The organism is Planctopirus limnophila DSM 3776, assembly GCF_000092105.1.
GTDB classification, from domain to species: Bacteria; Planctomycetota; Planctomycetia; order Planctomycetales; family Planctomycetaceae; genus Planctopirus; species Planctopirus limnophila.
In genome coordinates this window covers 2,351,903-2,367,083 of record NC_014148.1, presented here as the reverse complement: position 1 = coordinate 2,367,083, position 15,181 = coordinate 2,351,903, and the positions used below count along the sequence as shown (strand labels likewise).

At 53.3% G+C, this 15,181-nt stretch carries 11 protein-coding genes; 6 read left to right on the top strand and 5 right to left on the bottom strand.

The features are described from left to right. The first annotated feature begins 5 nt into the window (after positions 1–5). The 6 genes from PLIM_RS09430 (at position 6) to PLIM_RS09405 (ending at position 6,920) form a co-directional block, all read left to right on the top strand. Positions 6–416: a TadE/TadG family type IV pilus assembly protein gene (locus PLIM_RS09430; RefSeq protein WP_013110079.1), complete on the top strand. Its 411-nt coding sequence runs from the start codon at positions 6–8 to the stop codon at positions 414–416. Positions 417–609: 193 nt separating this feature from the next. Beyond that, positions 610–1,614 carry a Flp pilus assembly protein CpaB gene (gene cpaB / locus PLIM_RS09425; RefSeq protein WP_013110078.1) on the top strand — a complete coding sequence of 335 codons (1,005 nt, stop codon included), beginning with the start codon at positions 610–612 and terminating at the stop codon, positions 1,612–1,614. 113 nt (positions 1,615–1,727) lie between these two features. Beyond that, positions 1,728–3,170, top strand: a complete 1,443-nt coding sequence (locus tag PLIM_RS09420) for a pilus assembly protein TadG-related protein (RefSeq protein ID WP_148227051.1) — start codon at positions 1,728–1,730, stop codon at positions 3,168–3,170. Between the two features lie 111 nt (positions 3,171–3,281). Next, positions 3,282–4,595 (top strand): CpaF family protein, encoded by a 1,314-nt coding sequence (locus tag PLIM_RS09415; protein WP_230849434.1) that lies wholly within the window; start codon positions 3,282–3,284, stop codon positions 4,593–4,595. 65 nt (positions 4,596–4,660) lie between these two features. Then, on the top strand, positions 4,661–5,518 hold the full coding sequence (locus PLIM_RS09410) for a type II secretion system F family protein (protein WP_013110075.1): 858 nt from the start codon (positions 4,661–4,663) through the stop codon (positions 5,516–5,518). A gap of 121 nt (positions 5,519–5,639) precedes the next feature. After that, positions 5,640–6,920, top strand: a complete 1,281-nt coding sequence (locus PLIM_RS09405) for a type II secretion system F family protein (protein WP_013110074.1) — start codon at positions 5,640–5,642, stop codon at positions 6,918–6,920. Positions 6,921–6,989: 69 nt separating this feature from the next. Here PLIM_RS09405 and PLIM_RS09400 read toward each other — a convergent pair whose 3' ends face one another. From PLIM_RS09400 to PLIM_RS09380, 5 genes are all read right to left on the bottom strand, one after another. Further along, positions 6,990–8,495 (bottom strand): Gfo/Idh/MocA family protein, encoded by a 1,506-nt coding sequence (locus PLIM_RS09400; protein ID WP_013110073.1) that lies wholly within the window; start codon positions 8,493–8,495, stop codon positions 6,990–6,992. A gap of 219 nt (positions 8,496–8,714) precedes the next feature. Next, a complete protein-coding gene (locus PLIM_RS09395) occupies positions 8,715–10,778 on the bottom strand; it encodes a PDZ domain-containing protein (protein ID WP_013110072.1) in 2,064 nt (687 codons plus the stop codon). Between the two features lie 86 nt (positions 10,779–10,864). Then, positions 10,865–11,905: a S1C family serine protease gene (locus PLIM_RS09390; protein ID WP_196349558.1), complete on the bottom strand. Its 1,041-nt coding sequence runs from the start codon at positions 11,903–11,905 to the stop codon at positions 10,865–10,867. Between the two features lie 89 nt (positions 11,906–11,994). Next, a complete protein-coding gene (locus PLIM_RS09385; protein WP_013110070.1) occupies positions 11,995–13,887 on the bottom strand; it encodes a S1C family serine protease in 1,893 nt (630 codons plus the stop codon). Further along, positions 13,887–15,128 carry an NPCBM/NEW2 domain-containing protein gene (locus PLIM_RS09380; RefSeq protein ID WP_013110069.1) on the bottom strand — a complete coding sequence of 414 codons (1,242 nt, stop codon included), beginning with the start codon at positions 15,126–15,128 and terminating at the stop codon, positions 13,887–13,889. Before PLIM_RS09380 ends, PLIM_RS09385 begins: the two co-directional genes overlap by 1 nt. Between the last annotated feature and the right edge of the window lie 53 nt (positions 15,129–15,181).

Genomic DNA, 15,181 nt, shown 5'->3' with positions numbered 1-15,181 from the left:
GGCAAATGAAGTCGGTCAGTCAGTCAGGCACATGTCGTAAACGACGGGGCTTCATCACGATGGAGCTGGCTCTGACTTTGCCAATCCTGGGACTGATGCTTCTGGCTCTTCTGCAGTTTTCCATGCTGTTTTATGCCCGCAGCCAGGTGGTAGAAGCCAGCCGAGCCGGTGCCAGGGCAGCCAGTCTGCCGGGAACAACTGCCGACGATATCGAAACCATCGTGAGAAGTGTCCTCAGTCCAGGACTACAGGATGGCTTACAGGTCGACTGCCAACTGGCCGAAACACCTGGTGATGTCGTAGCGGTTGGAGTCTCTGTACCAATGACGGTGGCTGCACCGGATTTGCTGTGGGTAATTGGAATTTCGCTTGCTGATCAGAATTTGTATTCAGAAACACGAATGATCCGTGAGTGAAAGACCTTCAACGGGCGATATCTCTCGATATTACGAAAGAGTTGTCAGGCCGCAAAGGATGGTGGCACGGTGTTCTGGCCGGAGGCCAGTGAGTTGGATGGCAGAGCGAGTCGAACTGGTGCTCTGCAGATCAATGTGCCATTACGTTTTTTTCCTCCTAGAGGAAAGAGACATTCCTACGGAGTGACCTCAAGTGCGTCGACTGACCCCTGCTCTTCTGACGCTGGTAATGTTCGGTGTCGTGGGACTTCTCGTGGTCGCCTACATCGGAAAATCACTCCTGGCACGTGAGGAGAAAAAGCCCGTCATTGCCACCCGCAATGTGCCCATGGCGATCTCCGATATTGAACCGGGAACTCTCATCACCGAAGGTCATATCGGGTTGGGGCCCGTGCAGAACAGTCAATTGAAGCCCGACATGCTGCTGGCCAATCGTGTGATCGTCGGACGAGTGGCACGGACCAAAATTCGAGCCGCCGAACCAATTCGCGCCGGCCAACTCTATCAACCCGGTGAACTCCCGGATCTGAGAGTTGCCGACGGTATGCGGGCGGTCTCCATTTCGGTGGCGGAAATGGTCGGCATTGTGGATGGCATGATCAAGCCCGGCAACTACGTCGATGTGCTCTTCACGGTCGAATCTCAATCGAATGCCGATTTGCAAGGTGGCGTGACAATGCGACTTTTCGAAGGAGTCAAAGTCATTGCCATCAATCGCAGTTTCACACAGAGCCGAGTTGAACGCGGTGTGAACCGAGTCACACTTGAACTGACCCAGGCCCAGGCCAACATCATTACTCTTGCTGAGGCCAAAGGGGCATTAACACTGATTTTCAATCCGAATGGTGCGGGAAGCGGGGGATTAGCACTCACAAACTCGGAACGTGTGACACTCAATGAGATCCTCGGACTTGAACCACCTGCTCCGCCGCAGCTCCCACTCCTCACTGAAATTTACCGGGGTCAAGCGAGGCGTGTCCAGCATTTCAACAAGCAAGGCAGGCTGCTCGACGTTACCGAAGTTCCTCCCCCCGCGCGAGATAACGGTCAACAGGTGCTTCCGCGAGGAGATAACTCGGTACCTGCCGCACAGGATCCGGCACCTGCTTCGAATGCTCCCAGTGCAAACAATGCTCCCGCACCACTGAAAAGTATGGCCCCCACGGCCGTTCGCAATTTGTTGAATTTCCGGCAGTAGTTCATCGAGGACAACCGGCTGCCTTGATGCACATCATGCCATGAGCACCCAGGGTGGCTCGACAGAATGTCCGAGCGACCCTGTTTTCTTATCTGGATGAGTTTCGAACGCAAATGAGAACTGCACGAATCAGCCTGATCAGTCGCTGCAATCGCCGGGGTTTTACGACCCCGGCATTTGCCGTGGCATTGGTCGTGGTGATGCTGATGCTGGCACTGATTTGTGATCGTTTGTGGATTGAAGCGGCTCGAGTCGAGCTTCAAACCGGTGCTGAAACTGCCGCGCTGGCTGCAGCGAGAAGTCTCGCCAGCGACGAGCTACTCAAAGAGAAGCCCGATCTCTCTTATCTCGAAACGGCTCGCTACCAGGCCGCTCATGTGGCCTCGCTCAATCTTGTCGCAGGTGAGCCAATAGAACTGAATCAGGGATTTCAGGGAGACATCCGGCTGGGCAAACTTGAACCTGCTGGTGAGGATGCAGGTGATGTTGATCGTCCCCCACAGGTTGATGTTTCATCACCTGACGACTCCACTCGAGTTCTGTCACCGACAGAAATGACCGCATCCCGTGACAACGTGGTCTTTTCTCGAAATACACGATTCGTCGAGACAGACGAATCTCCAACAAGTGTGGTTGTGTTCGGAGAACGAACCCGATTTCGTGAAAACCCTGTGGGCCTGTTTGTCGTGGGGGCAACAGGACTCCCCTGGGGTGATGTTTCCACTCATGCCGAAGCCAGTTTGCTGAGTCCCGTGGTTGGACTCAGACCTTTGGATGGATCGAGCACTCCGCTGTTGCCGCTCGCGATCATGAGAAGTGAGGGGACTGGTTCGGTAGACCAGACATGGCAGAAGGCGATCACGGAAAATGGTGGGCCCGATGAATGGTCTTACGACGAGACGACATCAACGATCAGTCGTGGTGCCGATGGATTACCGGAACTTAAGCTGACTTTTGGCTTGCCGACATCTTCCAGTTCAGCCGTGACCAATGCAGTCTTGCTCGACCTGGGAAGTGACTTCAATACGGAACTGGTGGCATCACAGATGGTTGAAGGGGTGCATGGCGAAAATCTGCACCAGTGGAATGGTGAACTTCGCCTTCCCGTTGAGGCCACTCGCAAGGCGATGTTGGCTGAATCGAAAGAACAGCAAGATTCAGAGGCTCAGAATGCTTCTGCGTCATCACCAAATGTCGGTCTGAGTATGCCAGCCTCTTTGATCGATCTGAAGACGGCCGAACGCGATGCATTGACATCATTGATTGGACAGAACCGGATTGTGATTTTGTTCAATGCCGGAGGGACATCTGATTCGAACAATGGCAAAAACGAGTCGGAATCAAGCACGACTCGCGTAAAGACCGATTTGCAGGTGGCGGCGGTCTCTTTGGCTGTTGTGCGCATTCTGGAAGTGATCGATGAGAAAGATGGAAGATGTGAAGTCATCGTCCAGCCCTCTGTGTTGGCAACACGTACGGCACTCGTCGATGCTTCTGATCCCAGGCAGCAAACCAGCCAACCACAGTATTTGTATCAGTTAAGACTCACGAACTGAGTTCCTCATTCGTGCTGCTCATAGTTTTTCGATGTGCATCCAGTATCAAATGCGACCATTGTCGAGGGTTTTTCCATGATCGCTGACCTGCAGAACTCCTCTGGAAATCGGATGCAAGATCGTCGTCAGGAATTTGAGATCCTGAAGACCCGCATTCACCGCCAGATGATCGATGCCATCGACCTTTCCAAGGCCAGTGATCTGCCGGAAGCTGATCTGCGCGCTCAGTTACGAGCTTTGGCAAACCATCTTTGTCAGCAGCAGCAGGCGAATATTCCAGCGGATGACCGTGAGATCATGGTCACTGCCATCATGGATGAGATCTATGGCTTTGGGCCGATTGAACCGCTGATGTCCGATACCGATGTGACCGACGTGCTGATCAACGGTGCTGATACGGTGTTCGTAGAGCGTAACGGGCTCATCGAACGGACTGATATTCAGTTCGCCGACAACGAACATCTCATGCAGTTTATCCATCGCATGGTGGGGCGCACAGGTCGTCGAATTGACGAAGTCTCTCCGATGGTCGATGCAAAACTTCCGGATGGTTCTCGACTGAATGCCGTGATCCCTCCCCTGGCCTTGCGTGGCCCTACGGTTTCAATTCGACGGTTTCGTTCGCGTGCTGTGGTCTTTGAAGACATGGTGCGTATGCACACATTAACACAGGAAATGGCTGACTTTCTGATCGCTGCCGTCCGCGGGCGTCTGAACATTGTGGTGAGTGGTGGTACGGGTGCAGGTAAAACCACCATGCTCAATAACATTTCACGTTTTATCCCGGAAACCGAACGTGTGGTGACGATCGAGCAGACAGCGGAACTGCAATTGCAGCAGAAAGATGTCGTTTCGCTCGAAACTCGCCCGCCAAACATTGAAGGTCGTGGGGAAATCACTCAGCGTGATCTCCTGAAAAACAGCCTGCGTATGCGTCCTGATCGGATCATCGTGGGCGAAGCTCGTGGCGGTGAAGTGCTCGATATGCTCCAGGCTATGAACACTGGCCACGATGGTTCGATGAGTACCATTCACGCCAACGATACGCGCGATGCTCTGGATCGTATGGAGCTGATGGTCGCTTTAGCGGGTGTCGATCTGCCGCACAGCGTAGCCCGGCAATACATCGCGAACGCGATTCAGATTCTCGTGCATATTACGCGATTAGGGACTGGTGAGCGCAAAGTCATGCGTATCAGCGAACTCACCGGGTATCATGACGGTATCTATGAACTCAATGATATCTATGTCTATCGGATGACGGGTATCGGCAGTGACGGTCGCGCTCGAGGAGCTTTCTACGCGACAGGCCATGAACCAGAGATGCTCAAGAAATTGGCCGCTCGCGGCTACGAAGTTCCCCATATGAACTTCAGTGCCCGCGAACTGGGAAGTCAGACGAACGATGCACCCTACTCTGCATAAGCTGAGTAACAGTGATTTTTATATGCCTCGAAATGTGCTGTCATTGATTTCAAGGTTGTGGTTCTATGGCGTCTTCAACCATTACAAACGCTGATCGACCGGTCGATTTCTCATCGATTTTGAAGCCGCGTGAAGAGTTCGCCCAGCCACAGGCCAGTGGCTCTGGTGAGCGACTCAATCGCTGGTTTGATCAGTTGATGCTTCAATCCGGGCTTGGGATTTCGCCCGGGATCGTGCTGATGCTCTGCCTCCTGGGTGGTATTACAGTGGGAGGATTTATCTTTGTCCTTCAGGAAAACTTTCTGACGACAGCACTGGCGGCCGTTGTAGGTTTTTTGCTCCCTGTGTTCTTCCTGATGTATGTTCGATCGAGTCGGCAAAACCAGATTCTGGGCCAGTTACCAGCGATGTTGGAAGAATTGGCGCGTGCCGCGACGACGGGCCGAAGTGTGGAGCAGTGTCTGCAACTCGTGGCAGCTGATACGCCCTCCCCTCTAGGTGATGAATTGCAATTGTGTGTGCGGCGTATGCAGATGGGGATGCCGATGAGGGATGCTGTCGCCGACCTCCCGGATCGTACGGGGCTTATGACTTTACGACTGTTTTGTATGACGCTCGGCGTTCACCAGCAGACCGGTGGTGATCTGGTCTGGGTGCTCGAGCAACTTTCGAAAACAATCCGTGATCGACTTCAGTATCTGGGACGGTTGCGTGCGATGACGGCAGCCAGCCGCGCGACAGCTCTACTGATGGTTGTATTGCCGCCAGGCGTGCTCATCTTCTTTACGCTACGAGACCCGGATTACTTCTCCAAGTTGATGGGAAGCTCATGGGGTCGTAACGGAACAATTATTGCCTTTACATTGACCATGATCGGGACGATCTGGGTGTTAAGGATTTTGCGGGACAGCCAGCGGACATAAGAACTCTGATGGATTGTCGATTGCGGTTGAGCGGTATCAGTTATTGATTACATCGAAGTTTTTCAGAGTTGACCGAATCTGCCGGAGAGCATTTTTCTGAGCAGGCTAAGGAATAGAAGACATGTTTCCTTTAACTTTTACAAATTTGATGTTATTGGCCATGGGGATCATCAGTCTGATCCTCCTCTACCGTCTGGCCAGGCGCTGGTTAAGTGCCCGCAGCAAAGTTGTCAGAGAGAACTCGGAAGCAGATCAGTCCCAGTGGTCGCTGGCGAAAGCCAATTCCGCAGCGCCAGAAGCGGCCATCACAACACCGTCAACAGTTCAACTCGACGCGAAGCCAGTGACTGAAGACATTTCGCCAGCAACCGAAGGTCTCAGTATTCTCAAGACCGCTTATGTTCCTGCGGGCAAAGCGAATACCGGTGGCCCTGCCCGCTGGGAAAATGAGAAACTCTTTGTCGATTCATCGAGCACTTATCGAGATCGCAGCCGGGGTTTGCCTCGAGTGCTCGCAGAAGACTTGCCTGATGAACTCAATCAAGGCGAAATGACATTTGGCGCATTAACGCCCGCTCTAGCCTCGCTCTTGCCGGAAGCGGGGAGCCGCCAGGATTCCATCCGCTCGGATCTTTATGCTGCGGGTTATTATTCGCCGCGGGCAGTGATGAACTTTTCTGCTGTTCGTTATCTGGCAATGATTCTTCCCATGCTCTTCTGCGGCGTACTACTGCTATTCGTACCTCCGCGATTCGAGCCGATTGTCATTGGTGCCATCGTTCTCATGCCGATCGTGGGCTGGTCGCTCCCGCGACTGATGGTTCGCAACAAGGCTCGCGACCGCCGCAACGAGATCGAAAAGGCCATGCCCGATCTTCTCGATATGTTGAATATGTGTGTCAGTCAGGGGATGACGGTGCCTGCATCGCTGGAACGCATTCGCGTCGAAATGAAAGGTGCCTACCCGGCCCTGGAGCAGGAACTGAAGATCATCAACGAACAGTCGAGAATTGGCTCGATGGACGTCGCGCTGAAAAACTTCAGCCAGCGTGTTGATGTGCCGGAAGTTCACTCGTTTACGTCGCTGTTGATGCAGACTTCCCGTATGGGGACAAGTGTCAGTGGTGCCCTGACTGAATATGCTGAAACGATGCGGGAAAGTCTCAAACAGCGTGCGGAAGAAAAAGGAAATCGGGCCACATTCCGCCTGCTCTTCCCCACTGTGCTCTGCCTGATGCCGGCGGTCTATCTCTTCCTGATGGGGCCCGCCATTATCGAACTTTCACGATTCTTCTATGAAGGCGGTCGCGATGGACTGGATACGGGGTCATCGGTCATTCAACGTCTGAATACCAACGCCCGTAACCGAGTCGATGGCCAGCAGGGACAGCAAGCTTTCTAAGGTTGCCTTTAGTCTTAGAGACTGTGATAGTCGCCCTGATGTTGACGCATGATGCTGTGTCCGAAGGATTCATCGATCGATCAGCGGCTGCTGTGTCAGCAACTGGCGGTCAACCCTGGGCAATTCGCTAAGCGTTTGTTCGCTTGACAGATGAATCGTCTCGCCGGTGCGATAGGCGACATTCCCTAATAAAGCCAGCGCTGTGCTGCTGGCTGCCACAGTCAGATTCGCGGCTGGCTCTTTTCGCTGCTGGATAGAAGTCACAAAGTCCGCCAGATGAGGATTCCAGAGCGGTTGAGGTTCACCACTCTGGCTGGCTCCTGTGCCATAGATCTTCCACCCACCGCGGTCGATGATCAGCGTCCCCTTTTCGCCATAAAAGGCTGTGGCGGCACTGCGGCCTTCCAATCCATGCGGAGACCAACTGCGGTGCTCCCAGAGAAGTTTCGTTTGGGGATAATTGTATTCCACCATCAACGTGTCGGGAGTTTCGCCATCATCCCGGGCAATCAACCGACCACCACTGGCACGGATCTCCTGAGGAAGTCCAAGTTGCATGCCCCACAAAGCCACATCCAAAAGAGGGACACCCCAGGCACCGAGTTCGCCATTCCCGTAATCCCAGAACCATTGCCAGTTCTGGTGAAAGCGATTGGGATGAAACTGTGACAGAGGTGCCGGCCCCAGCCATGACAGGTAATCGACACCTGCAGGAGTAGAGACAGGAGCACGCTGGCCGATCACAGGCCTTTGATGTGTGACCCACGAACGGACCAGAGGAATTTTACCCAGGACACCACTTTGAATTGCTCTGATCGCCGATTGGTACATTGTACTGGATCGATGAATCAGTCCGGTCTGAACAATACAACCGTTGGCCGTGGCCAGATCAGCGAGAAACCTGGCATCTGCTGGTCTGAGAGTCACTGGTGTTTCGAGATAAAGGTCTTTTCTGGCAGTGAGAACTGCACTCGCCATCGCGAAATGCCAATGATCAGGCGTCGCTATGATCATGGCATCGATCGATGGATCGTTCACCAGTTCCTGCCACTGGCCGACTTCTCTGGCTGGCGGTCTCTCCAGTCGAGTCAGCAGACCCTGTGCAGGGCGAAACTGCCTGCTGTCGACATCGCAAAGAGCGACAATTTCGACCTGTGGAAGATTGGCAAACTCTTTGAGAAGTAACTGTCCCTGATTTCTGAGCCCGATAATCCCGATTCGCAGCGGTTGATCTATCGACCGAACGGCACTAATTGGTTCGAGTACTGTTGAACCCGTGCGAGGATCGGTTGCCGGACTGCCAGGCAAATGGGATGTTGTTGCAGAAGCGACGGTATTTGTGGCAACTGCCAGCCCTGTCGCAGTCGCCGCCACAGTGGCAGCCTGTTGAGCACTTCTTCCGAGAAATTGGCGGCGATTCAACGCCACCGAGCCTAAAGGGCTACGAAGAATTTTTTCTTCAATATTCGATTTTGTGAGTTCGATCGGATCCGTTGCCTCGCGATTGGTAGCAGATAACTTCAGCTCCGCTTCTCGTGCCCCAAGAGGATCGTTAAATGGATCTGCAGCAGACATCGAACTGACCTGGCGAGAGAGAATTCGCATCGGTTCAAGGTGGTGCCAGATCTTTCGGCAGCAACCCTGAATCAATGGCGGGATGACATCACGTACTCTCTATTGTGGCGCCTCATACGACAGATTCCTACTCGAATGAGGCAGACTGATCAGGATTTTTGCATCTCATCGCTGACTGATTGCCTGGAAGTCTTGGCCAGTGATCTCTATTAAAGTCCGTTAAAAACGGTCGATCTGATCAATCCAGATGCCGATTTGCTCGGCCCAGGTTCCATCCGGGAATTCACTTCCGTCGCCAGAGGCAAAAATGGTTGAAACAGCTGATTTTTGCTTCTTGAGAGATTCGACCAGCTTTTTGAGACCATCGGCAGAACGGCTTCCTTCGGGAATAGTAAGGTTCAGGTGCAGCCGAGCAGCAGGATCCCGCTCGGGTGGCTGCCCTGCGGTGGGCCCACCCACAAGAATGGCTCCACGATAGATCGAGGGATCCTTAAAGACCAGAAAAGAAGCCAGTTTCGTGGAATCTGTCTGTCCCATCACCACAATGCGGCTGGGATCGACGGGATATTCACTTCGCAGATGTTCCACAAGTGCTTTGACGAAATCGACATCTTCGGGAGTCCAGCCCTTCCCCTCAGCTTTGGGGCCCACCAGCATGATCTGGCGGCGGTCACATTCCACCTTCAAGCTTTTGAGCACAGCCGCCTCCATTGAGTTTCCTGAGGGATGCAGCCAGACAATCAACCCATGCGGCTGTTTGCCAGCAGCACTCGCGGGAGCATAACCCCAATACTCGCGGCCATTGACGGCCAGCTTCTCAAGAAAACGGCCTTTGGCTTTGGGAGCATTCTCGCCTTCAGCGAGAGGCTTATCGTTCGTAATCGCAGGCAGTTCTCCAGGGACAGGAAATGGTTGACCTGCCAACGTGATGGAAACCTGGACTTCTTCGGCCTGACCATTTTGATTCTGGCGGCGGAGGGTGAACCGAGGCTGGTCTCCAGGTTTGCGTCGATCCAGAAGTTTCCGCAGTGAATCGGCAGTTGCGACAGACTCCCCATCGATGGCGAGAATCTCGTCACCAGCCAGGAGACCACCTGACATGGCCGGGCTATTCGGAAAGACCGCTCTGACGATGAGTTTCTCTTTTTCGGATTCAGCATCAGTCGATAAAGAGTTTCGTTTGAGCAGAAAGCCAGCCGTCGCCTCATCCCATGGAGGAATCTCGGCCACCAGCGGAATCGTCACTTCCAGTGGATCCTTCTTACGCAGGATTTTGAGCTGGAGTTGGTCGCCGGCGTATTTGCGTCCCAGGACATGCTTGAGATTTCCCAGCCTGGCAATAGGGATGTTGTCAGCCGCAACAATCACATCATTGACCAGAATTCCTGCGGCCGCCGCCGGTGATTGAAAGCGGACTCTCTCCACCACAGGGGCATCACCAGAAAGATCGTTTCCGGTGAACGAGATACCCATCAATCCTGGCCGCAGATTTTCGCCAGCCTGCATCCGGGGTAAGGCCTGCATCACATCCGCTGCGGGGATGGCAAAGCCGATTCCTGAATCGTACCACTCAAAGCCTGCGGAAACAGTCTGTGATTGAGGTGAGAGAGGTACCAGCAGGCCCGTCATGCGACCTTCGAGATCGATCAGAGGGCCGCCATAGTTCACTGGAGAGACTTTGGCATCGGTCTGAATCGCCTTTCCCCAGACACGCTCTTTGGCACTGATTACTCCAATTGAAACACTAGGTTGATCCGGCGATAACGAGCGCCCCAAAGCCAGAGCCCAGGCACCGACTTCTACGGATTCTGGTGGGGCAATGATGGGTGTGGGGAGTTCGCTGGCATCAATTTTCAATAAGGCGAGCATCCTCAGCGTATCGGTGGCAGTCAGCTTGGCGGGAAACTTCCGGCCATCGGGAAGAGTGATCAGAATTGATGTGGGTTTCGAAATGAAATTAAAAGCACTGGTGACAATCCAGCCGTCACTTCCCACGATCACGCCCGTGGTCGAGCCATTGACCGCCAGAATGCCATCCACTTCATCCAATCCACCGACGGTTTCAATCCGTACAATCGAGGGTGCAATCAGTGTAGTCGCGAGCCGAAAGACTCTCTCCTCGGCCAGTTCCAGCTCTTTTTGCGTGGCTGCACCAGCATTTTCTGCAACGACAACCGTCTCAGTCTGGGCCAGTACCATAGAAAAACTGGTTACGATGGCTAAACCCAAGGCTGCAATACTTGCTCGAAAAACCTGGAGAGGCCATGGAAGCAGCAGATTCATAACGGTCTCACGACATTCAATTGACAGGTCACAGCATCAGTCTTCGCGGGTACTTCCGAGGTATACCCCGCTAAGGAACGATGGATCTACCTGAGTGGTTTTGCAGGAGGTCTTGATTTCCGAGGGATGGGGAGTTCCGTAGTGATGAGCGCATTCTCCCGGCGAACAATCAGTTTCACTTTGCCGCCACTTTCGAGCCGACCGATCTGATCCAGAAATTCGCCGCAGGATTGAATGAGTTCATCCCCGACAAACAGAATCAGATCATTGGGTTTGAGACCAGCGACCTCGGCGGCGGATCCAGGAAGAATTCGATCCACGTAGGCTGGTGTTCTGGGGACGACATTTGGGAGCATGACGATCCCGAAGTCAGTCGAGTGAAACAGTGGGACTTGCCCGGCAGGTTTTTTATCGTCATCCGTGTTTTTCGAACTGCGGAAGTTGCCAGTCATGATCTCAGTCATGGCCTGCTGCAAATGCGAAATGGGAATCGCATAGTTGACCCAGGTATTCAGGTCGGCATTTTTGACCTCTTTTCCGATCATGCCTAACAATCGACCATCGACGGTCGTCACAATTCCTCCACCGGCACCGGGGTTATTGGTGATCGCATCAATCACATAGACTTCACCCGGAAAAGAAGATTCGTAAGCTCCGCGACGCGTGGGCAACTTTGTCCGGGCAGCAATCACTCCTTGAATGACCGAGACAGGTTCATCACCAGTGGCGACTTTGAACATATTGCTGAAGGCGACAATGCGAGTTCCGGGAGCAGCCAGAGGAAATGGCGATCCTGACGAGGGGTCACCAATCTCGAAATGTTCAAGCTGCGTTTCATCAATTTTGACGATCGCCAGATCCAGACCTGGTTCCGCCCCCAGAACCTTGCCTTCGTAACGGCGACCATCATGCAGGATAACGGTGACGGTGTTCTGGTCGAGAACATGATTCCAGATTGTGGCTATGTGACCTTCCGATGAGATTAAAAACCCCGTGTTGTACGAATACAGATTTCTCAACCCTCCGGCCCCGAAGATCTTGACCAGTTTCGGCTGAACTTCGGTAATCATTTCGTCATCTGCAGCTGGCAGAAACTGTGAGCCGCAAAGTAAGAAACAGATACTCATCAGCCAGGCCAGGCCTGGTCCGTGGAGGTCACTTTTGGAGATCCACCGGTTTGTGTGGAGCATTTTTCGGAGGTGCAAGGCGTGATGTTTCATCGAGTGGCCTCGCTGGAAGTGGAGGATTTCTGCTCGAAGGTTTTCAGCGTGAATTCACCAAAAGAACGACCAGAAGATGAGACTTTGAGCACTTGTGGAAAGGGGTGGCCGCCGAGTGTCCCCCATGAAGAGAACCTGATATTGCAGGTTGGCTGGTCGCGGGAGGCCTTAAAATCAAAGCCGGCAATCACTCCATCCTCACGGAAGAAGACTGTCATGGTAGCCCCGGTCTTCGAGAGAACCAGTGCATCGTAAAGTTGGGTGTTAAGAGCATCACCCAATTGGCCATCCAGGGGTTGTGTACCCAGATAGTAGACGTCAGAAAATGCCTCCGGGCCTTCGGTCAGCAGCCATTTCCAGTGCAGCATAGCAGCAAGAAATCCTCCGCTGGATGGTGGTTCATCAATCCAGTTGGCTCCTGCAGCGGGCTGAAGAAACGGAGTTTCACCCCACTGCATGCCAGCACCATCTGGCGAAAGAATCAGCGAAAGATTCGTACCTTTGGCGTCGTCCCCTGCGAACTTCCACAAACCAGTGGCACCCCGCCAACCAGAGAGACTCGCCAAATGCCCGATGAGGCGTTTCTGTTCCCGTTGATTGAAGTGATAGTTGGTAAATCCGGCTTTCGATTGGAAGAGCTTTTTAAGCTCTGGAGAAAGCTTTTCAGCAGGCTTCTCTGAGTGTCCTTCCGGGGGAGACTCTTGAGGAGTCGGCTTTTCTCCCGGTTTGGGTTGACCGGGTTTGGGCTGCCCGGGTTTTTCTGCAGGACGGGCTGCGCCACCTGAGGCAAATTCCATCAGTTCCGTATCGGTATGCAAAGCGGCCAGTTCAACAAGAATCTCCTGCTTCTGCCCATCCCGGCGGTAAACCATGGGGAGTGACCAACCTTTAGGAAAGATCCCCAGCACATTCTTGAACTGGTTGACACTTCCCATCGGGCGTCCGGCAAAGGTGACAATTTCATCACCTTCTCGAAGACCGGCGTTCCAGGCACTCGAACCTTCTAGCACCTGATCGACAAGGACTTCTCGTGATGATCCCGAGCGAACTGTGGCACCCAAAGTGGCGTGATCGACAATTCGTCCCGACTTCAAGTGGCCCAGAAAGTACCGGATCTGATTGATCGAAATCGCGTATCCGGCCCCTGAATTCACACGGCCACGCTTCTCGAATGATCCCCGGCCGTTAATCCCGATCAGTTCACCCTGCAGATTGAACAGTGGCCCCCCTGAGTTACCAGGGTTGATGGAAGCATCGGTCTGTATACAGTCGGCGTACTCTAAAAATGTTCCCGCAGGATATTGGTATCGATGCAGGCCGCTCACAATCCCTGCGGTGATGGTGGGAGTGAAATCCGTGGCCAGAAGAAACGGGTTTCCCATCGCGAAAACGGCATCCCCAGGTTTCAGCAGATCACTGTTTCCCATCCGGGCAAAGGGAAAATCCTGGCGTCCTTGCAGTTGAATGAGTGCGACATCGCCTGTCGGGTCGATTCCTACGATGACGGCATCGTAGAGTTTTCCGTCGTTGAGTCCGCACTTCATGAAGTTGCCAGCACCACTGGTCACGTGGAAATTCGACAAAGCGAATCCGTCGGGGGAAATCAAAACGCCCGATCCACCTCCATCGCCTGAGCTCGAAAAGATGGCGACAACTGCAGGTGAGACGTCGCGGATCATTTGAATCCGCTTCTGCTCAGCTTCTTTCACGATCGCAGGAATCTTCTCGGGCTGGGACTGCCCGGCATCCTGAGTATCGTTCGAGAGGGATGTATTCCCGGGGACGATCTGATCTGCAAAGGCTCGGGTGAGCAGTTGTGGAAAAGCCGGGATCATCAGACCAATGACCATCATCAAACGAAAACAATCGAATCGAATTGCGTACTGCATTATTTTACGACCTTCGCATTACCAAAATGAATGCGGTCACCGATATCCACTTCATCCGTTCCAAAGTCGACGACGATAGTCAATTGAGAGATGTCTGTGATATCCAGATCAACTGAATGTGGCGGGTTTCCACGAACCAGATCAACCTTCAGCAACTCTTTGCCATCACCCAGAATACGTACCAGTGCGGTGCTGGCAGTTGAAATTTCCGGGTCGTAACCCATGACGGTTTGAAAGCGGCGAAATTCTCCACCCAATTGCCATGTCATTTCTGACTTCGAGTGAATCGCCAGACCTCTGCGATAAGTTCGCTGACCGACAGCCAATGGCCTGCCTTCGAAACTTCGATCTTTCCGGTACTCCCAGGTGTAGCCGAAAAAAGGCGTGTACTTGGCCGATCGAGGCTCCTGCTCTGAGAGATAAAGCAATTTCCCGGAGCTGTAATCGATGGAAATCGGGCCGTATTCCAGATCCGCTTCGTAGTTCTGACCCTGACGAGAGAGGATCCACTTTCCGTCGGCCAGACTCACCTGATCAACGAGGATCGTTTCATTGTTGTCCAGATCACATCGAATGAGGGATGGGCTCTGCACTTCACCCTTTGCCAGGACGATTCCAAAAACACGTTCCCTTTTAACAGGGACTTCATCCCCATCGAGCAAGAACTGAATGGTTTTCTCACCAATGCCAATAACAGTCCCTTCCAGATGATCAAGAACATCACCTTTCCGCAGAACGACAAGATCACGCGTTAAGTCTCGGCTCGAAAGTTCTTTCCAGGCGGCATCGACTTTCGTATCGGTGGCAGCCAGCCTGAGGGAAGTGACTTCATTTCGCCCAAACTCCATCTCGCCCCAGACCGGATGCTTCCCCAGTAGACGACTCTCCTGCAGGCTCAGGCTGCTGAGTTTGAGGCGACTGCCATCGCGAAGCGCGGCATCTGTCAGGGCTTTTTCAGCTTCAACAGTACGCGGTGGTTTTGAAGCGGTGGCCTGCTTCAAAGTCAGGACTTGAGAGAGGGGAACCTCAATAACGCCTTCTGGCTGCTTGAGTTTTGCAATGGTCTCGTTGAGCTGCACAAGTTCGGCATTTGTGACTGTTCCTGACAGGAGTTCAACGGCCACAGGGAGTTCAGCCGCGATCAGAAGTGAGGGTGTCACCGACCAGATTGCCAGAAACAATCCATTAGTGACCACGGAAAATCTGGTGGCTGATTGAACGATAAGCGAAATCCCTCGCATAAGTTTCTACTCCGGCAGCATCACAGAATTTTCAGTGGTTTTTCAGGCTCTCG

What these genes read in the sequence shown, in the direction of transcription:
- PLIM_RS09430 (WP_013110079.1), top strand. Translation starts at nt 6, where the DNA reads ATGAAGTCGGTCAGTCAGTCAGGCACATGTCGTAAACGACGGGGCTTC.
- PLIM_RS09420 (WP_148227051.1), top strand. Translation starts at nt 1,728, where the DNA reads ATGAGAACTGCACGAATCAGCCTGATCAGTCGCTGCAATCGCCGGGGT.
- PLIM_RS09415 (WP_230849434.1), top strand. Translation starts at nt 3,282, where the DNA reads ATGCAAGATCGTCGTCAGGAATTTGAGATCCTGAAGACCCGCATTCAC.
- PLIM_RS09410 (WP_013110075.1), top strand. Translation starts at nt 4,661, where the DNA reads ATGGCGTCTTCAACCATTACAAACGCTGATCGACCGGTCGATTTCTCA.
- PLIM_RS09405 (WP_013110074.1), top strand. Translation starts at nt 5,640, where the DNA reads ATGTTTCCTTTAACTTTTACAAATTTGATGTTATTGGCCATGGGGATC.
- PLIM_RS09400 (WP_013110073.1), bottom strand. Translation starts at nt 8,495, where the DNA reads ATGTCTGCTGCAGATCCATTTAACGATCCTCTTGGGGCACGAGAAGCG.
- PLIM_RS09395 (WP_013110072.1), bottom strand. Translation starts at nt 10,778, where the DNA reads ATGAATCTGCTGCTTCCATGGCCTCTCCAGGTTTTTCGAGCAAGTATT.
- PLIM_RS09390 (WP_196349558.1), bottom strand. Translation starts at nt 11,905, where the DNA reads ATGAGTATCTGTTTCTTACTTTGCGGCTCACAGTTTCTGCCAGCTGCA.
- PLIM_RS09385 (WP_013110070.1), bottom strand. Translation starts at nt 13,887, where the DNA reads ATGCAGTACGCAATTCGATTCGATTGTTTTCGTTTGATGATGGTCATT.
- PLIM_RS09380 (WP_013110069.1), bottom strand. Translation starts at nt 15,128, where the DNA reads ATGCGAGGGATTTCGCTTATCGTTCAATCAGCCACCAGATTTTCCGTG.